The organism is Novosphingobium sp. BL-S-19, from assembly GCF_055521675.1.
Map to the genome: position 1 here is coordinate 1344805 of NZ_CM145498.1, position 20714 is coordinate 1365518.

General features: G+C 65.0%; 19 protein-coding genes. 10 read left to right on the top strand and 9 right to left on the bottom strand.

Annotated elements, in window-relative coordinates; all coding sequences use genetic code 11:
* Positions 1-31: 31 nt before the first annotated feature.
* Complete coding sequence (locus ACZ1JV_RS14635; protein ID WP_465152120.1) at positions 32-1498, bottom strand: FAD-binding oxidoreductase; 1467 nt, start codon at positions 1496-1498, stop codon at positions 32-34.
* A gap of 152 nt (positions 1499-1650) precedes the next feature.
* Here ACZ1JV_RS14635 and ACZ1JV_RS14640 point away from each other — a divergent pair, with 152 nt between their 5' ends.
* The 3 genes from ACZ1JV_RS14640 (at position 1651) to ACZ1JV_RS14650 (ending at position 5512) form a co-directional block, all read left to right on the top strand.
* On the top strand, positions 1651-2271 hold the full coding sequence (locus tag ACZ1JV_RS14640) for a hypothetical protein (protein ID WP_465152121.1): 621 nt from the start codon (positions 1651-1653) through the stop codon (positions 2269-2271).
* Between the two features lie 186 nt (positions 2272-2457).
* The gene (locus ACZ1JV_RS14645; protein WP_465152122.1) at positions 2458-3918 is read left to right on the top strand and encodes a DEAD/DEAH box helicase; all 1461 of its coding nucleotides are present in this window, start codon (positions 2458-2460) and stop codon (positions 3916-3918) included.
* Between the two features lie 148 nt (positions 3919-4066).
* Entirely contained in the window at positions 4067-5512 is a 1446-nt protein-coding gene (locus tag ACZ1JV_RS14650) for a carboxylesterase/lipase family protein (protein WP_465152123.1), read from the top strand.
* A gap of 17 nt (positions 5513-5529) precedes the next feature.
* Here the strand turns inward: ACZ1JV_RS14650 and ACZ1JV_RS14655 are convergent, their stop codons facing one another.
* Positions 5530-6330: a sterol desaturase family protein gene (locus tag ACZ1JV_RS14655; protein WP_465152124.1), complete on the bottom strand. Its 801-nt coding sequence runs from the start codon at positions 6328-6330 to the stop codon at positions 5530-5532.
* A gap of 175 nt (positions 6331-6505) precedes the next feature.
* On the opposite strand from ACZ1JV_RS14655, the gene ACZ1JV_RS14660 reads away from it, so the two are divergent.
* Positions 6506-7105: a methyltransferase family protein gene (locus ACZ1JV_RS14660; protein WP_465152125.1), complete on the top strand. Its 600-nt coding sequence runs from the start codon at positions 6506-6508 to the stop codon at positions 7103-7105.
* Between the two features lie 18 nt (positions 7106-7123).
* On the opposite strand, the gene ACZ1JV_RS14665 is transcribed toward ACZ1JV_RS14660, so the two are convergent.
* The gene (locus ACZ1JV_RS14665) at positions 7124-9430 is read right to left on the bottom strand and encodes an ATP-dependent helicase (protein WP_465152126.1); all 2307 of its coding nucleotides are present in this window, start codon (positions 9428-9430) and stop codon (positions 7124-7126) included.
* Positions 9431-9546: 116 nt separating this feature from the next.
* On the opposite strand from ACZ1JV_RS14665, the gene ACZ1JV_RS14670 reads away from it, so the two are divergent.
* Positions 9547-10155, top strand: a complete 609-nt coding sequence (locus ACZ1JV_RS14670) for a hypothetical protein (RefSeq protein ID WP_465152127.1) — start codon at positions 9547-9549, stop codon at positions 10153-10155.
* 87 nt (positions 10156-10242) lie between these two features.
* Entirely contained in the window at positions 10243-10497 is a 255-nt protein-coding gene (locus ACZ1JV_RS14675) for a hypothetical protein (RefSeq protein WP_465137844.1), read from the top strand.
* Positions 10498-10521: 24 nt separating this feature from the next.
* Here the strand turns inward: ACZ1JV_RS14675 and rsmD are convergent, their stop codons facing one another.
* Positions 10522-11097 (bottom strand): 16S rRNA (guanine(966)-N(2))-methyltransferase RsmD, encoded by a 576-nt coding sequence (gene rsmD / locus ACZ1JV_RS14680; RefSeq protein ID WP_465152128.1) that lies wholly within the window; start codon positions 11095-11097, stop codon positions 10522-10524.
* On the bottom strand, positions 11094-12710 hold the full coding sequence (locus ACZ1JV_RS14685; protein WP_465152129.1) for a pseudouridine synthase: 1617 nt from the start codon (positions 12708-12710) through the stop codon (positions 11094-11096). The genes rsmD and ACZ1JV_RS14685 overlap by 4 nt, the downstream gene beginning before the upstream one ends.
* A gap of 111 nt (positions 12711-12821) precedes the next feature.
* On the opposite strand from ACZ1JV_RS14685, the gene ACZ1JV_RS14690 reads away from it, so the two are divergent.
* Both ACZ1JV_RS14690 and ACZ1JV_RS14695 read left to right on the top strand, forming a co-directional pair.
* On the top strand, positions 12822-14159 hold the full coding sequence (locus ACZ1JV_RS14690; RefSeq protein ID WP_465152130.1) for an MFS transporter: 1338 nt from the start codon (positions 12822-12824) through the stop codon (positions 14157-14159).
* An 85-nt stretch (positions 14160-14244) separates the two neighbouring features.
* The gene (locus tag ACZ1JV_RS14695; RefSeq protein WP_465152131.1) at positions 14245-14964 is read left to right on the top strand and encodes a hypothetical protein; all 720 of its coding nucleotides are present in this window, start codon (positions 14245-14247) and stop codon (positions 14962-14964) included.
* 50 nt (positions 14965-15014) lie between these two features.
* Here ACZ1JV_RS14695 and ACZ1JV_RS14700 read toward each other — a convergent pair whose 3' ends face one another.
* The 3 genes from ACZ1JV_RS14700 to trpB form a co-directional block, all read right to left on the bottom strand.
* Positions 15015-16310, bottom strand: coding sequence for a bifunctional folylpolyglutamate synthase/dihydrofolate synthase (locus ACZ1JV_RS14700; protein WP_465152132.1), 1296 nt, complete (start codon positions 16308-16310; stop codon positions 15015-15017).
* Between the two features lie 115 nt (positions 16311-16425).
* Positions 16426-17202, bottom strand: a complete 777-nt coding sequence (gene trpA / locus ACZ1JV_RS14705) for a tryptophan synthase subunit alpha (protein WP_465152133.1) — start codon at positions 17200-17202, stop codon at positions 16426-16428.
* A 3-nt stretch (positions 17203-17205) separates the two neighbouring features.
* On the bottom strand, positions 17206-18447 hold the full coding sequence (gene trpB, locus ACZ1JV_RS14710; protein WP_465152576.1) for a tryptophan synthase subunit beta: 1242 nt from the start codon (positions 18445-18447) through the stop codon (positions 17206-17208).
* Between the two features lie 256 nt (positions 18448-18703).
* On the opposite strand from trpB, the gene ACZ1JV_RS14715 reads away from it, so the two are divergent.
* Positions 18704-19168, top strand: a complete 465-nt coding sequence (locus ACZ1JV_RS14715) for an outer membrane protein (protein WP_465137851.1) — start codon at positions 18704-18706, stop codon at positions 19166-19168.
* 298 nt (positions 19169-19466) lie between these two features.
* On the opposite strand, the gene ACZ1JV_RS14720 is transcribed toward ACZ1JV_RS14715, so the two are convergent.
* The gene (locus ACZ1JV_RS14720) at positions 19467-20108 is read right to left on the bottom strand and encodes a phosphoribosylanthranilate isomerase (protein WP_465152134.1); all 642 of its coding nucleotides are present in this window, start codon (positions 20106-20108) and stop codon (positions 19467-19469) included.
* Positions 20109-20180: 72 nt separating this feature from the next.
* Between ACZ1JV_RS14720 and ACZ1JV_RS14725 the strand changes: the two genes are divergently transcribed.
* The gene (locus ACZ1JV_RS14725; RefSeq protein ID WP_465152135.1) at positions 20181-20579 is read left to right on the top strand and encodes a DUF4019 domain-containing protein; all 399 of its coding nucleotides are present in this window, start codon (positions 20181-20183) and stop codon (positions 20577-20579) included.
* Positions 20580-20714 lie beyond the last annotated feature (135 nt).

Sequence of the window (20714 nt, forward strand, 5' to 3'; positions counted from 1 at the left end):
GGGATATCCGGCGAGTCGGTGTACCTGTCGCCTAGATCAGCTTGCCTGGGTTCAGCAGGCCCTGCGGGTCGAGCGCCTGCTTGACCGAATGCAGGATCGAAAGCGCCACGGGATCGCCAAGGCGCGCCAGTTCGTCGCGCTTCAGCTGGCCGATGCCATGCTCGGCCGAGATCGAACCGCCCCATTCGGTGACGAGGTCGTGCACGTAACGGCTGATTTCCTTGCCTTCCTTGATCTGCCAGGCGGCTCCGTCGGTCACGCTGGGGGCGATCACGTGGTAATGCACGTTGCCGTCGCCCAGGTGCCCGAAGGCCACCGCTTCGGTGCCGGGCCACTTCGCCTCGATCATCGGGGCAGTGGTTTCCACGAAGTCCGGCATCTTCTCCACGGGCACGGAAATGTCGTGCTGCACGGCCGGGCCGCGCGCGCGCTCTGCCGGGGCGACCGATTCGCGCAGCAGCCACATCGCTTCCGCCTGTGCCTCGCTGGCGGACATCGCGGCGTCTTCCAGCAGTTCGGCCTCGAAAGCGTCGGCCATCATCGTCTCGCACCGGTCGCGCAGGGTGTCGGCGCTCGTGCGGTCGGCCACGACTTCGATCAGCACGTGCCAGCCATGGCGGCCTTCCAACGGTGCGCGGGCATCGGGCAGGTGTTCCAGCACGGCGTCGAGGCAGGCCTGCGGCATTACCTCGAATCCCTCCAGCGCGTCTCCTGCCGCATCTTCGCAATGGAGCAGCAGCTTGCGCGCGGCGCCCAGCGTGGGCACGCCGGCCCAGATCACCACCCGCTCCGCCACGGCAGGCGACAGCTTCAGCGTGGCGGCGGTGACCATGCCCATCGTGCCTTCGGAGCCGATGAAAAGCTGCTTGAGGTCGAAGCCGCGATTGTCCTTCTTCAGCGGCGTCAGCATCGAATAGACCTGCCCATCGGCCAGTACCGCCTCCAGCCCCAAGACCAGCGCGCGCATCGATCCGTGGCGCAGCACCTGGGTGCCGCCGGCATTGGTGGAGATCAGGCCGCCGACCGTGGCCGAGCCCTTGCCGCCCAGCGAGAGTGGGAAGCGCAGGCCGTGCGCTTCGGCCAGTTCATGCAGGTTCTGGAGGACGACGCCAGCCTCGCAGGTGATCTGGCGGGCTTCGACGTCGAAATGGCGGACCGCGCTCATGCGGCGCAGCGAAAGCAGAAGGGCGTGGCCGCTTTCGTCGGGCGTCGCGCCGCCGGACATGCCGCTGTTGCCGCCTTGCGGGACGATGGCGATGCCGTGGCGGGTGCAAAGGCGGGCCAGCGCCGAAAGCTCTTCGGTGGTGGCGGGGGAGGCCATGGCGAGCGCCTTGCCGGTGAATCGGCCGCGCCAGTCGGTCAGCCAGGGGGCCAGCAGGTCGGCATCGGTGGTGAGGCCGCGCGGACCTAGCAGCGCTTCGGCCTCGGTCAGGAAAGCGTCGGCGGAGCGGACATCGGCTGAACGGACATCGGCGGCGGGGCTGTCGGTCGTAGTCATCCGTGCGATATGGCACAGCCGCTTATCGGTTTCACGTGGTTTGCTGCCGGGATGACTTGCCGTTTGGGTTAAGCGGTGGTTCAAGCTCCTGGGCTAAGGGGGTGTGGCACGGTCTTGTCGCGCTCCGGGCCGTTCGGGGATCAGCTCTTTTCATGAATCTTGCGTCAGTCCTGCTCTACCCGCTCATGCTGCTGTTCCCGGCGGCAGGCGGAAGCGATCGGGGCAAAAGCGATTCGGCGCACCCTGCGGAAACGGTGCGGCCCGATTCGCCGCGCTATGTCATGCCCGAAGGAGAGGGACCGGGCGGTTGGCCGGCGGACTGGTCCGATTCGGCCGGCGCTCACCCGATCGCGGTCTTCGCCTTTCCGCGTCCCGATTCGGATGAGGCATGGCAGATCCGAATCGAACAGCGCATGACCATTCGCATTTCTCCCCGCGCGCCGTTGCCGGATCCCGACGGCCCGGAATCGCTCGCCGACAGCCCTGGTCCGCCGCGCTATGCGGAACGCAAGATCGGCAAGTGCCTGCCGATAGCGGGAATCGCCGGGGTTCAGCCCGAAGGGCAGCGCAACCTGCTGCTTTTCATGCGCGACCGCCGGATCATCAGCGCCGAACTGGAAAAGGCCTGCCGCGCCGGTGCGTTCTATTCGGGATTTTTGCTTTCCCGCTCTGCAGACGGGCAGCTTTGCGTGGATCGGGACACGCTGCTTTCGCGCAGCGGATCGAACTGCAAGCTTACACGGCTGCGCCAATTGGTGGCCACAGGGCACTGACGCGGCGGGAGAGAATCGCCCTCATCGCGGATTTCCTTGACTTTCGGGGCAGTTCGCGCAAAGGGGCCGCGCAGGTGTACGTTCGGTACGCACGAAAGGCCCCGGCCTGAACGCGTTGCGATGCCTTTGATGGCTACATCGGCGAATACCCTTGCTTCCCTGAACTTCGGATAAACCAGTCTGCCTATGAGCTTTGCCGATCTCGGCCTGTCTGACGAATTGCTGCACGCGGTGGAAACCGCGGGTTACAGCGAACCGACTCCGATCCAGGCACAAGCCATTCCTCCGGTCCTGATGATGAAGGACCTTATCGGCATTGCGCAGACGGGTACCGGGAAGACGGCCAGCTTCGTGCTGCCGATGATCGATATTCTGGCCCACGGCCGCCGCCGCGCGCTGATGCCGCGCTCGCTGATTCTCGAACCGACGCGCGAACTGGCCGCGCAGGTTGCCGAGAATTTCGAGAAGTACGGCAAGAACCACGACCTGAAGATGGCGCTGCTGATCGGCGGCGTGCAGATGGGCGATCAGGTCAAGGCGCTGCAGGAAGGCGTGGACGTGCTGATCGCCACGCCGGGCCGCCTGATGGACTTGTTCGAACGCGGCAAGATCCTGCTGACCGGCTGCGAACTGCTGGTGATCGACGAAGCCGACCGCATGCTCGACATGGGCTTCATTCCGGACATCGAAAGCATCTGTTCGAAGCTGCCGACCAACCGGCAGACCCTGTTGTTTTCGGCAACGATGCCGCCGCCGATCAAGAAGCTGGCGGACCGCTTCCTGTCGAACCCCAAGTACATTGAGGTCGCGCGGCCCGCGTCCGCCAACATCAATATCGTCCAGCACAAGGTCGCGGTGCAGTCCAGGAAGAAGCGGGAGGTGCTGCGCCACCTGCTGCGGACGGACAATGTGACCACGGCGATCATCTTCGCCAATCGCAAGACCACGGTGCGCGAACTGGCGAAGAGCCTGAAGAGCCACGGTTTTGCCGCCGGCGAAATTCATGGCGACATGGATCAGCCCGCGCGTCTGGCCGAATTGCAGAGCTTCAAGGACGGTGCGATCAACATCCTGGTCGCCTCCGACGTCGCCGCACGCGGGCTTGACGTGAAGGGCGTGAGCCACGTTTTCAACTTCGACACGCCCTGGCATCCGGACGACTATGTCCACCGTATCGGCCGCACCGGCCGTGGCGGCGCCACGGGCCGTGCCTTCACGCTGGTAGCCCCGGAAGATGCCGAGGCGATCGAGGGCGTGGAGAAGCTGACCGGCGGCAAGATCCCGGTGTTCGAGGTTGCGCTTGAGGACGCCGCGCCCGCACGCTCCGCGACGCGTTCTGCCGAGCGTGAGGAAAAGCCGCGCCGCGAAAAGCGTGAGCGTACCGAACGTCGCGAAGAACGGCCCGAGCCCCGCGCTCGTGAAGATCGTGAAGACCGGTCGGCACGTCGCCCAGCCCGCGAACGCGCACCGGCCATTCGCGAAAGTGTTCCGGCCCCGCGCGAAAGCGCTCTGGAACGCGAGGCGAAGGCGCCTGCAAAGGCACCGCGCAACGACAACCGCCGCAATCGCCATCGTGACCAAGAACCGGCGGATATGGGCTGGAACGGCCCGATCCCGGAATTCCTCGGCGTTTCGGCCCTGGCCTGAAGCTCGCATCGCGAGCCATCCTGATCAAGTCTGCGGGGAGCCCAACGGCTCCCCGTTTGCTTTTCTGGTGCGCTTTTCCCGGCATCTTGCTTGCTGGGCGTCGTCGGCCTGTGTCAGAGCTAGGTCTTTCAAGACAAGGAGTTGGCTTATGCGATGGGCGGCAGGCAGAGGGGCAAGACTGGCTCTGGCGCTATCGCTCTGCCTCGGCGCGGCCTGTGCGGCGCACGCCGACCCGGAAACCGTCGTGCAGGTTGAGAATGGCAGCCTGGAGGGCAGCGAGACGGATGGCGTCCTGAGCTGGAAGGGCATTCCCTTCGCCGCCCCGCCGGTTGGAGACTTGCGCTGGCGTGCGCCGCAATCGGCGGCGGATTGGGACGGCGTCCGCAAGGCGACCGAATATGGCCATGATTGTATGCAGAAGCCGTTCGACGGCGATGCCGCGCCGCTTGGCACCCCGCCGGCCGAGGATTGCCTCTATGCCAATGTCTGGCGGCCCGAGAAGGCGGCCGGCAAGCTGCCGGTGGTCGTGTGGATCTACGGCGGCGGCTTCGTCAATGGCGGCGCCTCGCCCCCGACCTATTCCGGTGCCGAGCTGGCGAAGCAGGGCGTGCTGTTCTTCAGCTTCAACTATCGCATCGGCCGTTTCGGCACTTTCGCGCATCCCGCGCTGACCGCCGCAGATGCCGACGCCGGCCTGCTGGGCAATTACGGCTATCTGGACCAGATCGCGGCGCTGACCTGGGTTCAGCGCAATATCGCGGCGTTTGGTGGTGATCCCGATAATGTGACGATCATCGGCGAAAGCGCCGGCGGCATGTCGGTGCACAACCTTGTCACTTCGCCGATGGCCAACGGATTGTTCGACAAGGCGGTCGTCATGTCCGGCGGCGACGGCCAGATGCTGCTCGGTCAGGATCTTGCCTCGGCAGAGGCCACCGGCCTGCGGTTTGCCGAGGGCAAGGGCATCGCGCAGGACGATCCCGAGGCACTGGCCAAGCTGCGTGCGCTCTCCGCCGACGATGTGGTGGATGGGCTGAACCTTACTGCGCTTTTCGCGCCTTCGGATGCACCGCGTACCTTTGCTAGTCCGTTCCCCGATGGGCGTATCGCGGTGGACCAGCGCAAGGCCTATACTTCGGCAGAGTTCCGTCAGGTGCCGATGATCATCGGCGCCACCAGTGACGATATCGGCGGCGTGACGGGCAGCATGATTGCCGGCGCGCGGCAGATCGCCGGGCTGGTTGCCGATCAGGGTGTTCCGGTCTGGGAATATCGCTTCGGCTACGTCGCCAGTTCGATTGCCGCTGATGGAAAGGGGGCCGGTCATGCCACCGACATCCCGTTCTTCCTGGCCACCCAGGCGATCAAGTACGGCGAGGGGACGAGTGAGCGGGACAACCAGATGGGCAGGATCGCCAGCGGTTATATCGTGAACTTCGCCAAGACCGGTGATCCCAACGGGCCGGGTCTGCCGGTATGGAAGGCACGGTCAAGGCAGGGTGAGGCGATCCTGGAATTAACGCCCGATGGGGCTGCGGCCTTTGTGCCGGATCCCTTGCTGTCGCAGATCGAGGCGGCTTCGCAGGGTAAGTAGGTGCGAGTGAGGGGCCGCTAGGCGGACGGAGAGCTTTCCAGGGCCTGCCTGCTCGAGGGCGAGCTGTCGGGCTGTTTGCGGAACGGAGCGATCAGATGATCGGCAAAGTCTTCGGACGGCGCCGAATCTACGCCGAAGCGGGCAGGGCGCTCCGCTTCGGGGCGATAGGCGGTGCCGAACAGCTTGTCCCAGATCACCAGTTGCGAACCGAAGTTTGTGTCGTAGGCTTCCACCTCGTCGGCATGGTGCCAGTGATGGATGCGAGGGGGGGTGAAAATCGCTTCCAGCGGGCCGAACGACAGGCGCGTGTCGGCGTGCAGCAGGTTGGCGTGGATCGTGTAGAAGGCGAGATAGATCGCCACCGCCAGCGGAGAGAACGCCACCAGACACATCGGTAGCGCCGTGGCCGTTGCAAAGATCACTTGCTCCACCGGATGGACGCGGGCCGTGGCCAGCCAGTCGAGATGTGGGCTGGAATGGTGGATGCGGTGAAAGCGCCAGAGGAACGGTACGGCGTGAAAGCTGCGATGTACGCACCAGATGATCAGGTCGCTCACCAGCAGCAGCACGATGGCCTGCAGCCATACCGGCACGGTGCCGATCAGGCTGACTGGTGGCGCGGCCGGGGCAATCCATGTCAACAGGACGACGGCGCCGAAGCGGATGACCAGCGCGCCGATCGTGGCGTGGAGCAGGTCGGCAACCAGCCCCGCGCGGGTGCGGCGGGTGCTGCCCCGCGCGGGCAGCAGGCGCTCCAGTGGGATCAGGAAGAGCGCAACCAGCAGCAGCGGGCGCAGGATCACGGTGATTTCATGCATCTGGGCAGGCCTGCGACAAAAAATCCTATCGACGCTGCCTTAGGCCCATGATGGTTTCCCGAACCTAAACACTCGTTCCTTCGGATGATCGCCAAAGTCGCTTAAACGGCTGTTTACCAGTTCCTGATTAAAAGGATTGCATGCCCCGGCCGCTTTGGCGGGGCGGGGGACATCGATGACGCTGGCTCGCCTGATCCATTTTGCCGAATGCGCGTTTCTGCTGCTGCTTGCCTATCTGGTGATCAACCGGCTGCTGCCTGCGGTGCCGCAGCATCCGCAACTTGTGGTTTTCCTGATCGCCGAGTTGCTGGGCGTTGTGCTGATCATTCTTCAGCGGCCGGGAGACGTGGCCACGGGCATCAAGCCGGTGCTGGTGGGCTTCGGCGGCACCGGCGTGGCGCTGCTGATCGTGCCGAACGGCGTGCAACTGGCGCCGGACTTCGTTTCGACCACTTTCATCCTCGGCGGCGTGGCCTTGTCGATCATCGCCAAGCTTTCGCTGCGCCGCAGTTTCGGGCTGGTTGCGGCCAATCGCGGGGTGAAGAGCGGCGGGCTTTACCGGATCGTTCGCCATCCTATGTACATGGCCTATATCGTCAACCACATCGGATACCTGCTGCTCTATCTCTCGATCTGGAACGTCGCGATCTATGCGCTGACCTGGATTCTGCTGTGGATGCGCATGGACGAGGAAGAGAAGATGCTCAACGTCGATCCCGGCTACCGTGAATACGCAGCGAAAGTGCGTTCGCGACTGATTCCCGGCCTGCTCTAAGGGGCGCCGGAAACCCGCTCAGACGTCGCTGGCGGGTTTCACGAAGCTGTCCAGCACGCGCTTGGCGCCGGCCTGTTCGAAATCGATCTCCAGCTTGTTGCCTTCCTGGCCGGTGACTTTGCCGTAGCCGAACTTCTCATGGAACACGCGCGCACCGATTGCGATATCGGTGCGCGGCTTCGAGGCGAAGCTGGCGGCACTACGCGTCGATTCGGCAATGCGGCGCGGCTTGGGATCGTATTCCTGCGCCGCCGCGCGCTGCCAACCGGGGCCGCGCGTCAAGGTGCGAGCCGGCTGCGCGCGGGCCACTTCGGCGAAAGGATCGGCCATTTCCGTCCACTGCGCCCGCCAGAGCGAGGCGCCGCCGGATAGCGTGGTTTCCGCATCCACATGATCGTCCGGCAGCTCCGCAATGAAGCGTGACGGGATGGAGCTGGTCCACTGGCCATAGATGCGGCGGTTCGCGGCATGAAGGATCGTGCACTTGCGCCGCGCGCGGGTGATGGCGACGTAGGCGAGGCGGCGTTCCTCCTCCAGGCTGGCAAGCCCGCCTTCGTCCATCGCCCGCTGCGAGGGGAACACGCCTTCCTCCCAGCCGGGCAGGAACACATTGTCGAACTCCAGCCCTTTGGCCGCGTGCATGGTCATGATCGTGACCTTTTCCTCGTCCGCGGCGGCATCGTTGTCCATCACGAGGCTGACGTGTTCGAGGAAATCGCCGAGGCTTTCATATTCCTCCATGGCGCGCGCGAGTTCGACGAGGTTTTCGAGGCGGCCCGCCGCTTCTGGCGTCTTTTCGGCCTGCAGCGCGTCGGTATAGCCGCTTTCGTCCAGCACGGTGCGCATGAGATCGGCCGGGTTCTCGGTGCCCGACAGGTCGCGCCAGCGGGCGAAATCGCGCATCAGCGACAGGAACGTATTGCGCGCGCGGGCGGGCAGTTCGTCGGTATCGGCAATCTCTATCGCGGCCATCGCGAGCGGAATGCCCCGGCGGCGGGCGAGGGTGTGCAGTGCCTCCAGCGCCTTGGCGCCAAGGCCCCGCTTCGGGGCGTTGTAGATACGCTCGAACGCAAGGTCGTCCGACGGCTGCGCGATGACGCGCAGATAGGCGAGGGCGTCGCGGATTTCGGCGCGCTCATAGAAACGGAAGCCGCCGACGATGCGGTACTTCATGCCGATCGAGATAAACCGGTCTTCGAACTCGCGCGTCTGGTACTGCGCGCGCACAAGGATGGCGATCTGGTCGAGCGGGGCGCCTTCGCGTTCCAACCGCTCGATCTCGTCCCCCACGCGGCGCGCTTCCTCCGGCGCGTCCCACACGCCGATCACGCGCACCTTTTCGCCGGGATGGCGCTCGGTCCACAGCGTCTTGCCCAGGCGCTGCGTGTTCTCGCCGATCAGGCCAGAGGCGGCGGCGAGGATCTGCGGGGTGGAGCGATAGTTCTGCTCCAGCCGGATCACTTTCGCGCCGGGAAAGTCCTTCTCGAACTTCAGGATATTGGCCACTTCCGCGCCGCGCCAGGAGTAGATCGACTGGTCATCATCCCCCACCACGCAGATGTTCTTGCGTTCCTGCGCGATCAGGCGGAGCCACAGGTACTGGACCTGATTGGTGTCCTGATATTCGTCCACCATCACGTATTTGAAGCGCTGCTGGTACTGCTGCAGCACATCGCGATTGGTGCGCAGGATGTTGAGCATGTGGAGCAGCAGATCGCCGAAATCGCAGGCGTTCAGCGTCTTCAGGCGATCCTGATAGAGCTGGTAGAACTTCTGTCCGCGGCCATTGGCATAGGCTTCGCTTTCGCCGGCATCGAGATCGGCGGGGTTGAGCCCGCGGTTCTTCCAGCGATCGATGCAACCGGCCAGTTGCCGGGCGGGCCAGCGCTTTTCATCCAGCCCTTCGGCCTGAATCAACTGCTTCAGGACGCGAAGCTGATCGTCGGTATCGATGATCGTGAAGTTGGGTTGCAGCCCCACCAGTTCGGCATGGCGGCGCAGCATCTTGGCGGCGATCGCGTGGAAGGTGCCGAGCCAGGGCATCCCTTCGACGGCGGGGCCGATCAGGTGGCCCACACGCTCGCGCATTTCGCGTGCGGCCTTGTTGGTGAACGTGACGCAGAGGATCTCGCTGGGCCAGGCCAGGCGGCTGCGGACGAGGTGCGCCAGCCTGCGGGTGAGCGCCGCCGTCTTCCCCGTGCCGGCCCCTGCCAGCATCAGCACCGGGCCTTCGGTAGTCAGCACCGCCTCGCGCTGGGGAGGATTCAGCCCCTCGATCAACGGGTCGGAAGAGGCATCAGGCTGAGAGGATTGCAGATCGTTCACCCGTGAACATCTAGGGAACGGGGCATCGCGGTGCAAGGCCGCTTCGTCGCATCTTCGGAACAATCCCCGGCACCGGGCGTCGCCTTTGCATAGCGATAGACATGGAGAGAGATGCCATGCGTGTGAAACTTCTGGCCGGCGCTGCCGCACTTTCGCTGGCCGCCCTGTCCGGCCCCATCCTTGCCCAAAGCACCGTGGGCGACCCTGCACCAACTCCCGAAGCTCCGCCGGCTCCAGCCGCGCCCTCGGATTCCGGCGCGATGACGGCCGAGCAGAAGGCGACGTACGATTCGTGGCCCGCCGATATGAAGGCCGACTACGATACGTGGACGCCGGAATACAAAGCCTATTTCTGGAACCTCACGGGTGAGCAGCAGCGCGGCTATTGGGCGCTGACGCCCGACCAGCGCGGCCAGATCTACAAGATGAGTCCGGAACAGCAGCAGATCGCCTGGAACGCGGTTGCCCAGCAACTCAACGGCCAGAAGCCGTCGACCCCGGCCGGGCAGGCCAATCCGCCGGGGGAGGGGATGCCGACCACGGGCGTACCCGATCCCAAGATGGCGGCACAATCGGTGCCCCCCGCGATGCCAGCGGACCAGAGCTATCAGGGCGGCCCCTACAAGGGCGCGCTGACGCCGCCGCCGGCAACGGCGATGGACAAGACCTATCCGAAGTGCAGCAAGACGGTGACGGACAATTGCCGCAATCGCGGCGGAGTCTGATTGTCGTTGTAAAAGTATAGTTGGAACCGAACCCCGCGCAGTGTATTTCACCGTGCGGGGTTCGTTTCATCATATGGAGAAATCCGGATGTCCCGCTACTTGCTTATACTTGCTGCTGCCGCCGTCGCGGCCCCGCTTGGAGCCGCTGCCATCGCACAGGACGCCGCGCCGCAGAAGGCCGACGTAACCGCGCGTGACAGCCGTGGCCGGCCGACCGAGGTTTCCATCGATGGTCAGACCTACAAGGTCTGTTCGGCAACGATCAAGGACAGCTGCATCAATCCCAGCCAGATCGGCGTGCAGCGCAGTGCGCCGAAGAAGTCCAGCCACAAGAAGAAGTAATCGACTCCGATCAGTAGCGGGCGATCAGTCCGGGACGCGGCGCAGGATGTGCAGCCGTGCCTTGCCGACGTCCCGCGTGGACTCGACCTCGAAACCGCGGATCGACACGCTTTCGTCGCGCCCGGTTTCGAGGCTGACCCACGTCTGCTCGCCGATCCAGCCCAGCCGGTTCAGCTTGTCGACCGCCACGGCACCAGCGCCGGTATCGTAGGGCGGATCCAGCAGGACGAGGTCCAAGGTCTCCTTCGCCTGTCCGAGCGACATCACCGAACTTGCCCGCACGTCGGCCTGCCCCTGGGCGCGCAAATTGGCGATATTGGTGCGGATCGCCCGGATTGCACCGGGGTCCTGATCGACGAACAGGCAGTGCGCGGCGCCGCGTGACAGCGCCTCAAGCCCAAGTGCTCCCGATCCCGCAAAGAGATCGGCGACTTTCAGACCCTCAAGCGTGCCAAGGCGGCTCGCCAGCATAGAGAACAGCGTCTCGCGCGTGCGGTCTGCCGTCGGGCGCGTGGTGTCGCCCTCCGGCGTCGCCAGCTTGCGTCCGCGCCATTCGCCCGCAACGATGCGCAGGCCGGTCCGCGCATTGGCCGGCTTCATGCCTCGTCTCCGTCCCTGGCGTCTCCGTCCTTGGGACTGTCCTTCGGGGCGTTTTTCGCGTTGTTCTGGGCCAGCGTGCGGCGGAAGTTCTCCAGTTCGCGCTCGCTGACTTCGACGACCAGACCCTTGGGCAGGTCCAGCAGGCGGAAGGGCCCATAGGAAATGCGGATCAAGCGGCTGACTTGCAGACCCAGATGTTCGAGCACGCGGCGCACTTCGCGGTTCTTGCCTTCGGTCAGGGTCATTTCGATCCACTGGTTGCGCCCGGTGCGACGCTCCATGTTGGCGTCGATCTTGCCGTAGATCACGCCCTCGATCTCGATGCCTTCGATCAGGTCTTCAAGCTGGCTCTGCGTGATGTCTCCGAAAGTGCGCGCGCGATAGGTGCGCGGCACGCCGGTGGCGGGCAGTTCCAGCTGGCGCTTGAACTCACCGTCGTTGGTCAGCAGCAGCAGACCCTCGGTATTGAGGTCGAGACGGCCGATCGGCATCACACGGCCGGCGCCTTCGGGCAGGGCATTGTCCAGCGCGGTGTAGATGGTCGGGCGGCCCATCGGGTCCCGCTCCGCCGTGATCAGGCCTGAAGGCTTGTGGAAGATGAAGAGGCGGGTTTCCTCCGCCTCTCGCACCGGATTACCGTCGACAGTCACGCCGCGCAGATTGGGGAGCACGGTGGAGGGCGTTTCGATCACATCCTCACCCAGGCGCACACGGCCTTCGATGATCAGGCGTTCCGCCTCGCGGCGACTGGCGACACCGGCGCGGGCCAGCAGCTTGGCGATTCGTTCGCCTTCGCGCACCGGCATTCCGGGCGTCTTGGCCGTGGGGGCGGCGGCGCGCGGCGCGGTGCGGACCGGGCGGGGGCGCCGCTCTTCATGGCGACGGTCTTCATAGCGGCTGGCGCCAGAGGGGCGCTCGTCGCGAAAACGCTCGCCACGGGGGCGTTCGCCGCCGTCACGCTCTGACCGGCCGGCGTAGGGGCGGCTGCCGAAGGATCTACCATCCTCGGCGCGGCGCGGACCACGGCTGTAAGTAGGCCCGTCGCGCCGGTCGTCGCGCTGGCCGCCGCCGCGCTCATCTCGATTGCGGTCTGGGCGATTGCGGTCGCTGCGGGGGCGGTCGTCGCCGCGGTATTCGCCGGATTTGCGCTCGCCATAGGGGCGGTCGCCGAAGGGCTTGCCGGCATCGGCCTTGCGCGGACCCCGGCCGTATGCGGGCCGGTCATTGCGCTGCCCGTCGCGTGAACCGCCGCTGCGCTCATCGCGATTGTGGCTTGGGTGATTGGAGTCTGGTCGATTGCGGTCGCCGCGGGGGCGATCGTCGCTGCGGTAATCGCCGGATTTGCGCTCGCCACAAGGACGGCCGCCGAAGGATTTGCCTTCATCGGCCTTGCGCGGGCCGCGCGAGTAAGTGGGCCTGTCGTCGCGGCGCGAATTGCCGGGATCGTCGCCGCGCCGGGCATCGCCGTGGCCGCGTGGAGCATCGCCGCGCTGGTTGCCGCGCTGGTTGTTGTCACGGGGGCCACCGCCGCGCGGGCCGTCCCGGAAGGAGCCATCGCGCGAACCGCCGCCGCCACGCTTCGGGCCGCCGGATTTAAAAGGAGGTTTGGACATTTGCCCGCCCATACCTGTTGATCGTCGCTTCATCCAGCCTTCCCTTGCGCCAAGGCCGCGTTAGGGTGCGGCAAATCAGCATATTCGCGTGTCGAAACCGGAGATCACTGCGTGGACGCCCAAAGTATCGAACAACGTCGCGGCGTCTGGGATGCGGTAAAACCCTATTTCGAGAAAGAATCGCTGGCCGCCTTCGCATTGGGGCTGTCCTCCGGCTTTCCCTATGCGATGATCGGCGCGACGCTCACCACGCGTCTGGCGCAGGACGGGATCGACAAGAAGACCGTCACCGCGTTCACGCTGGCCTTCCTGGTCTACAACCTCAAAGTTTTCTGGGCCTGGATCATCGATGGCGTGCGCCTGCCGATTATCGGCAGCATGGGCCAGCGGGTATCGTGGATGATGGTCTGCGGCCTGTTCGTGATCGCGGCGGTGCTGAACCTGGCTTTCGTGAACCCCGCTGCCGACATCAGCGCCACTGTCATCGCTGCCGTATTGGTGGGCGTTGCCGGCGCCAGCTTCGACATCGTGATCGACGCCTATCGCATCGAAACGCTGAAGCCTTACCAGTTGGGCACGGGTTCGGGCATGAGCCAATATGGCTGGCGCATCGGTTCCGCCGGCGCCGGCGCGTTGGCACTGGTGCTTTCGGCCCGCTATGGCTGGGCGGCGGGCTATGCGGCATGCGCTTTCTTCGCACTGCCAGCGATGGTGACGGCGGCCCTGCTGGGGGAGCCGGAACGTCGCAAGGTCGTGGTTGAAAAGCGCGGCGTGGTGGAAGTGTGGAACTCCATCGCCGGACCTTTCGCCGAGTTCTTCCGCCGCAATGGCGCCTGGCTCGTGCTGACTTTCATCCTGGTCCACAAGATCGGCGATACGCTGGCGAACCTGACGTTCCGCCTGTTGTTCGACGATTTGAAATTCTCCAATGACGAAATCGCACTCTACGACGTCGGCCTCGGCTTCTGGGCTTACCTGATCGGCGTGTTCATCGGCGGCGTGGCTTTCGCCAAGATGGGCCTCAAGCGCTCGGTCATGGTTTCGCTGATCCTGATGGGCGCCTCCAACCTCAGCTTCGCCGCGCTGGCGGCGGCTGGGCACAGTAACTGGGGCATGGCCGGCGCGATCGGGTTCGAGAACATCGCTTCGGGCTTCGGCGGCGTGGTGGTGATCGCCTACTTCTCCGCGCTTTGCGACTTGCGCTACACCGCCGCACAATATGCGCTGATTTCTGCCGGTGCCAGCGTGGTCGGGCGCTTCCTCACCGGCACCACGGCCGGCGCACTGATCGAGACATTGGGCTATGTGAACTTCTACCTCCTCACCACCGTCGCCTCGCTGCCGGGTATCGTGCTGTTCTGGTGGATGTGCCGCACCGGGCTGGTCGATCAGGCGATGGGCACCGCGGGCGAAGATGTTGCGGAGCTTGAGGCGGAGGCGGTGAACTGATCGCAGCCTTTCGCGGCAGGAACCTGCCGGGAATTCGGCCGTTGGCTGTGGGCGCAGGACTTTGCTTTGGGGAGATACCGGAACGATGCTGCTGAAGACCGTCTTCCTTGCAATGGCGAATATCCGCGGCCCCATCACCGTTGCGGCCTGCGGGCTGGCGCTGACGGCGCCGCTCCCTGCCATGGCGCAGAGTTCACGGGATCTGCTGACGACGGCGGCGTTCAAGACGGACGACAAGGCCAGGGCGCTGCAACTGATCGCGCAAGCCATCGCCAATGCCGACCGTGCGCTCGCCGCGCGCCCCGGCGACCGGGAGGCCGCCCTCCAGCGCGGCGTGGCCATCGGCTATCGCGGGAAGCTGCAGCACAGCCGCAGCGACGTGAAGGCGTCGCTCGATGTCTTCCAGCGCCTGCTGGCGCAAAACCCGCGCGATCCCGAAGTGCAGATGGCGATTGCGGCGTGGCACCTTGGCGCCGTGGACGAACTGGGGGGCTTCCTCGCCCGCACCGCGCTGGGCGCGCGCAAGGACCAGGGACTGGCGGCGATGACCCGTGCGGTCGATCTTGGTGGCAATCAGGCGTTCTATCCGGGGCTTGCAGCGTTACTGCAGATTCGCAGCGACCACGGTTCGGTGGCGCAGGCCCGCAAGTTTGCCGAGGCCGCTGCGACGGCGCAGGCGTCGACACCTCTGGACGCCACGCTAAAGCGTGCGGCTCTGGCCATTCTACCCGCGCTGCGTGCCAACGACGGGAAGGCCGCGGCGGCGCTGGCGCTGAAGCTGCTGCCCTTTGGTAAGCTCACCTAAAACCAAAAGCTTAGAGCGGCCGAGTCGATGCAATCGGATCGGAAACCGCTCTAGTCGGGAATTTCCGCGTTGGCCTTGAGCACGACGCCGGAAAGATAGAGCGATCCCGCGATCAGTACCGGCAGGCCATCGTCCGGCAGCGCCGAAAGCGCGTCCGCTACGCTTTCGGCGGAGAGGGCAGCAGGTCCAAAGCTCTCCGGGCCGTGGCAGTCATGACCCGGAACCGGCACGGCACGAATGCTGGCGATGCTCTGCGCCAGCGGCGCGGTCAGTGCGCGGGGATCCTTGTTCGCCAGCATGCCGATGACGAGGTGCAGGCGTTGACCAGCAAAATGGCGTGCGATGGCAAGGCCGGCGTCGGGGTTGTGGCCGCCGTCCAGCCAGACCTCGCGCATGCCGGCGTGCCGAGTCAGCGGGCCTTTGGAAAGATGCTGGAGGCGTGCGGGCCAGCGTGCGGCGGTAAGGCCTTCGGCCATGGCTTCCGGCGAAACCGCAACCCGGTCCTGATGGCGCAGGATAGCCACGGCCAGCGCGGCATTCTCCGCCTGATGGGTGCCGGGCAGGGTGGGCAGCGGCAGTGCAAGTTCGCCGTGACGGTCGGAATATTCGATCACGTCGCCCACGGCCGCGTCCCAGTCACGCCCGCGCATGTGCAGCGGGGCACCGGCAGTCATGGCGGCGCGCTCGATTTCGAGCGTGGCGCTTTCCGGATAGGCCAGCGTGACCACCGGCGCGGGGCCGCGGACGATACCGGCTTTCTCGAAAGCGATGCGGGCCAGTGGCTCTTCCGGCGCACCTTCCTCGGGGCGCAGCAGGAAGGCTTCGTGATCGATGCCGAGCGTGACAATGCCGCAGGCGGCCGGATGATCGATGACATTGGTGGCGTCGAGGCGGCCGCCAAGGCCCACCTCGATCACGCAGGCGTCGGCCGGTTCGCGCGCAAAGGCGAGGAAGATCGCCGCCGTGGTCACTTCGAAGAAGCTGGGGCCAAGGTCCTCGCCCGCGTCGAGCACTTCGGCGAGCAGGTCGGCCAGCATTTCGTCCGAGATCAGCTTGCCGCCCAGCCGGATGCGCTCGTTGTAGCGCACCAGATGCGGCTTGGTGGCGGAATGGACCTTCAGGCCCTGTGCCTCCAGCATGAAGCGCAGATAAGTGCAGGTCGATCCCTTGCCGTTGGTGCCGGCGACATGGAACGTCGGCGGCAGGCGCTTGTGCGGATCGCCCAGCCGTTGGAGCAGCAGGTGGATCGTTTCCAGCCCAAGGCGGCCCTGCGGGATCGAGAGCGCGGCAAGGCGGTCAAGCTGGGCCTGAACGCGCGGGTCTTCGGAAACGGCGAAGTCTTTCATGGCACCCGTCCGGAAAGGCACATCGCGGCAAGCCTTGGCGGCCGCCGCGATGCATGGGATTGCGTCGTCATCGCGCGTTTCGCAATAACGAAATTGGGGACGAAATTTGGCTTGATCAGCGCGCGGCGTGAACTGCCTGGGCCAGCGCGGCGGTCAGTTCGCGCAGATGCGCGGGGGCATCGGCGCCGTGCTGCTTGACCAGATCGACCAGCGCCGAGCCGACGACCACGCCGTCCGCCACTTTGGCGATCGCGCTGGCCTGCTGCGGCGTGCGCACGCCGAAGCCGACGGCTACGGGGATCGAACTGGCCGCCTTGAGCTTGGCTACGGCATCCTCGATCGAGCCCTGCGCCGCCTGCTGCATGCCGGTCACACCGGCGACAGAGACATAGTAGAGAAACCCCGAGGAGCCACTGAGAACGGCCGGAAGGCGCGTGGCGTCGGTTGTGGGTGTGGCAAGGCGGATCAGCGAGACGTTCTTGTCGCGCAGTGCCGGACCGAGTTCGGCATCTTCCTCAGGCGGGATGTCCACGCAGATCACGCCGTCGACTCCGGCGTTGGCACATTCGTCCGCGAACCAGTCGGCACCTCGGGCGATCATCGGATTGGCATAGCCCATCAGCACCAGCGGCACCTGGCTGTGGCGGGCGCGGAATTCGCTTGCCATGCGGAAGATGTCGGAGGTCTTGGTGCCGGCGTCGAGGCTGCGGATGTTCGCTTCCTGGATCGCCGGGCCGTCGGCCATCGGATCGGTGAAGGGCATGCCGAGTTCGATCACGTCGGCACCGCCTTCGACCAGCGCGTCGAGATTGGCGGCCGTGTCGCCGTCACCCCCGGTGATGAAGCAGACGAGCGCGGGACCCTTGGCGAATGCGGTTTCGAAGCGGGTCATTGATTAAAGCTCCACGCCCAGCGCTTCGGCGACGGTGAAGATGTCCTTGTCGCCGCGGCCCGAGACGTTGACGACGAGCAGCTTGTCCTCGTCTATCTCCGCCGTCAGCTGCGGCAGCGCGGCCAGCGCGTGCGAGCTTTCGAGCGCCGGGATGATGCCTTCCAGTTCGCAGCAGAGCTGGAACGCGTCGAGGGCCTGCGTATCGGTGATCGGCACGTAGTTCACGCGCCCGCTCTCATGCAGCCAGGAGTGTTCCGGCCCAAGCCCCGGATAGTCGAGACCGGCCGAGATCGAGTGCGCCTCGGTAATCTGGCCGTCCTCGTCCTGCAGCAGATAGGTCTTGTTGCCGTGGAGAATGCCGGGCTTGCCGCCGGTCAGCGATGCGGCGTGCTTGTCCGTATCGATGCCGTGGCCCGCAGCCTCGATACCGGTCATCTGCACTTCGGGATCGTCAAGGAAGGGGTGGAACAGGCCGATCGCGTTCGATCCGCCGCCCACGGCCGCCACCAGCATATCGGGCAGGCGGCCTTCCTTCTCCAGCATCTGTTCGCGCGTTTCCTTGCCGATGATCGACTGGAAATCGCGCACCAGTTCCGGATAGGGGTGCGGGCCGGCGGCGGTGCCGATGATGTAGAACGTGTCGTGGACGTTCGCGACCCAGTAGCGCAGCGCGTCGTTCATCGAGTCCTTGAGGGACTGCGATCCGCTCTCGCAAGAGATCACTTCGGCGCCCAGCAGCTTCATGCGGAACACGTTGGGCTTCTGGCGCTCGATATCCTTGGCGCCCATGAAGATCTTGCAGGGCAGGCCGAAGCGCGCGGCGACGGTGGCCGTGGCGACTCCGTGCTGGCCGGCGCCGGTTTCGGCGATGATCTTGGTCTTGCCCATGCGGATGGCCAGCAGGATCTGGCCGATGCAGTTGTTGATCTTGTGCGCGCCGGTGTGGTTCAGCTCTTCGCGCTTGAAGTAGATTTTCGGGCCTTTGCCTTCGGGGGCGAGGGCGCGGAAATAGTCCGTCATACGCGGGGCGTAGTAGAGCGGGCTGGGGCGGCCGACGAAGTCCTTCATCAGCGCATCGAATTCCGCCCAGAACGCGGGGTCCTGCTGTGCCTTGCGGTATTCCTTCTCAAGATCGAGGATCAGCGGCATCAGCGTTTCGGCGACGTAGCGACCGCCGAACTGGCCGAAGTGGCCGGTCTCGTCGGGCAGGGCGCGGAAGCTGTTCACAGGCGCGTGCGTGGTCATGATCGGGGCGATTGGCAGAGCGGGGCGGCCAAGTCCAGCGCCTTCGCCGATAAACGTTTGCATGGGGACGACCCGGCCGAATTCAATTGCAAAGTATGCAAATGCGCAAACGTTAATGGCAATATAGTGTCTGTAAATGGTAGTTTCATGACGTTTTTAGGTAATAATGAATTATTTCGTTCATCTGAGCGAAAGGAAAGGAGGCGCAGCGGGCGGCTCCCCGGTGAGGGCCGGGGAAAATACTGGAGAAAATACAATGCGTATCGCACTCGTTTCGCTCGCCGCCGTTGCTGCAGCCGTTGCCACCCCCGCTCTGGCCAATGAAGCGCGCATCGAAGCCCGCACCGGCATCATCTGGGACGGCAGCGACAGCGAAGCAGTTGCAGGCGTCGCAGTCGGCTACGACTACGACCTGGGCAGCAAGTTCTTCGCAGGCGTCGAAGGTTCGGCAGACAAGATCCTGACCGACGACACCCGCGTTTCGTGGGGCGCCGGTGGCCGCGTTGGCTACAAGGTCACCCCGACCACCAAGCTCTATGCCAACTCGACCTGGCAGTCGAAGTTCAGCAAGTACGGGAACAGCGCCGTTGCTGTTGGCGGTGGTGTTGAGCAGGGCCTCAACGACCGTTTCTACGCCAAGGCTGAGTACAAGCACCTGCTCGTCGGCGACAACACCCCCGACGCAGACGTCGGCCTGGTTGGCGTTGGCGTGAAGTTCTGATTTGGCTGCTTCCGGTCCGCGATTGCCACCGAGGCTGCGGACCGGGAGCATCTGAGCGGAATCGCTCGCTTGCGAGCGTAAGCCAGGAAAGGGCGGCCCATGAGGGGACCGCCCTTTCTTGTTTGTATCGCCTTGAGGCCGATGGGACTGGCGGGGTGACTATAACCGCCTTCGTCATTGCGAGCGCAGCGAAGCAATCCAGAGTCGCGTAAACCGCCCTGGATTGCTTCGCTGCGCTCGCAATGACGAATTGTGGTTCAGGTTGATGATTACACCAGCTTGGGCCGGGTTCTCTAACTCAGCCGCTGCGCACGGCACGCGCGAAGGCGTCGATCCGGTCGAGGTCCTTGATGCCCGGAGCGCTTTCCACGCCCGAAGAAGTGTCCACCAGCGGCGTGCCGGTCAGCCGCACGGCTTCGGCCACGTTGTCAGGCGTCAATCCGCCCGCAAGGCCCCATGCCACCGGGCCTTTCCAGCCCGCGACCAGCTTCCAGTCGAAACTGAGGCCCATGCCGCCCGGCAGCGTGCCCTTGGGCGTCTTGGCATCGAACAGCACCAGATCGACCGCGCCGGCATAGGCGGCAGCTTTGGCGGCGTCTTCCGCCGTGGCGACGGAGAGGGCCTTCCACACGGCCACACCATAACGCGCGCGCAGCTGCGCCGCCCGTTCCGGGCTCTCGCTGCCGTGAAGCTGGAACGCGTCGAGACGGGCGCTTGCCACGGCCTCTGCAATCGTCGCGTCATCGGCATCGACGAACAGACCCACGCGGCCGATGCGGCCTTGCGCGCGCTCGGCAAGCTGAGCAGCCTCAGCCGGGGTGACGTTGCGCGGGCTCTTGGGGAAGAACACGAAGCCGGCATGATCGGCGCGCGCGCGGATCGCGGCTTCCAGCGCGTCGGCCGTGCTTATCCCGCAGATCTTGATCGCCGCTGTTGGCATTGGGTTTTTCTGGCCTAGATTGCGGTCCCGAAGCTTAGGGGACCGATGATGAACCGATTTGGGCGCTATCTAATGCCATTTGCCGCCGCTGCAATGCTGGCCGGCTGCGGCATGAAGGAGTCGTTCGAGGATGCGGGGGTGGAAGTGGCCAAGTTCCATCGCGCGCTCGACGCGGGGCGGGCGCAGGAAATCTGGAACAGCGCCGATCCTCAGTTCCGCGGCGCGACCCAGCAGGCGCAGTTCACAAAGCTGATCGATGCGGTTCATGGCAAGCTGGGCAAAGTGCGCGCGAGCAAACAGACCGGGTGGAACGCCAATGCCACTACGGGCGGCACATTCGTGACGCTGACGATGGAGACGACCTTCGAACGCGGATCGGGCGTCGAGCAGTTCGTCTATCGCAAGGGCGACGGCGGGCACATGGCGCTGGTGGGGTACAACATCCAGTCTCAGGACATGATGCTGAACTGATCTGTTGCGCCACTTTTGCAGGGGCTTCGGGATTTTTGATTCGCGCAAAGACGCAGAGGCGCAAAGGGCTTGCTCTGTCGGCGAAGCCTTCTGCCGTTCCACGACAACGAATGCCGCAAAGCCTGCGAAGGAGAA

What these genes read in the sequence shown, in the direction of transcription:
- ACZ1JV_RS14635 (WP_465152120.1), bottom strand. Translation starts at nt 1,498, where the DNA reads ATGACTACGACCGACAGCCCCGCCGCCGATGTCCGTTCAGCCGATGTC.
- ACZ1JV_RS14640 (WP_465152121.1), top strand. Translation starts at nt 1,651, where the DNA reads ATGAATCTTGCGTCAGTCCTGCTCTACCCGCTCATGCTGCTGTTCCCG.
- ACZ1JV_RS14645 (WP_465152122.1), top strand. Translation starts at nt 2,458, where the DNA reads ATGAGCTTTGCCGATCTCGGCCTGTCTGACGAATTGCTGCACGCGGTG.
- ACZ1JV_RS14650 (WP_465152123.1), top strand. Translation starts at nt 4,067, where the DNA reads ATGCGATGGGCGGCAGGCAGAGGGGCAAGACTGGCTCTGGCGCTATCG.
- ACZ1JV_RS14655 (WP_465152124.1), bottom strand. Translation starts at nt 6,330, where the DNA reads ATGCATGAAATCACCGTGATCCTGCGCCCGCTGCTGCTGGTTGCGCTC.
- ACZ1JV_RS14660 (WP_465152125.1), top strand. Translation starts at nt 6,506, where the DNA reads ATGACGCTGGCTCGCCTGATCCATTTTGCCGAATGCGCGTTTCTGCTG.
- ACZ1JV_RS14670 (WP_465152127.1), top strand. Translation starts at nt 9,547, where the DNA reads ATGCGTGTGAAACTTCTGGCCGGCGCTGCCGCACTTTCGCTGGCCGCC.
- ACZ1JV_RS14675 (WP_465137844.1), top strand. Translation starts at nt 10,243, where the DNA reads ATGTCCCGCTACTTGCTTATACTTGCTGCTGCCGCCGTCGCGGCCCCG.
- rsmD (WP_465152128.1), bottom strand. Translation starts at nt 11,097, where the DNA reads ATGAAGCCGGCCAATGCGCGGACCGGCCTGCGCATCGTTGCGGGCGAA.
- ACZ1JV_RS14685 (WP_465152129.1), bottom strand. Translation starts at nt 12,710, where the DNA reads ATGTCCAAACCTCCTTTTAAATCCGGCGGCCCGAAGCGTGGCGGCGGC.
- ACZ1JV_RS14695 (WP_465152131.1), top strand. Translation starts at nt 14,245, where the DNA reads ATGCTGCTGAAGACCGTCTTCCTTGCAATGGCGAATATCCGCGGCCCC.
- ACZ1JV_RS14700 (WP_465152132.1), bottom strand. Translation starts at nt 16,310, where the DNA reads ATGAAAGACTTCGCCGTTTCCGAAGACCCGCGCGTTCAGGCCCAGCTT.
- trpA (WP_465152133.1), bottom strand. Translation starts at nt 17,202, where the DNA reads ATGACCCGCTTCGAAACCGCATTCGCCAAGGGTCCCGCGCTCGTCTGC.
- trpB (WP_465152576.1), bottom strand. Translation starts at nt 18,447, where the DNA reads ATGACCACGCACGCGCCTGTGAACAGCTTCCGCGCCCTGCCCGACGAG.
- ACZ1JV_RS14715 (WP_465137851.1), top strand. Translation starts at nt 18,704, where the DNA reads ATGCGTATCGCACTCGTTTCGCTCGCCGCCGTTGCTGCAGCCGTTGCC.
- ACZ1JV_RS14720 (WP_465152134.1), bottom strand. Translation starts at nt 20,108, where the DNA reads ATGCCAACAGCGGCGATCAAGATCTGCGGGATAAGCACGGCCGACGCG.
- ACZ1JV_RS14725 (WP_465152135.1), top strand. Translation starts at nt 20,181, where the DNA reads ATGCCATTTGCCGCCGCTGCAATGCTGGCCGGCTGCGGCATGAAGGAG.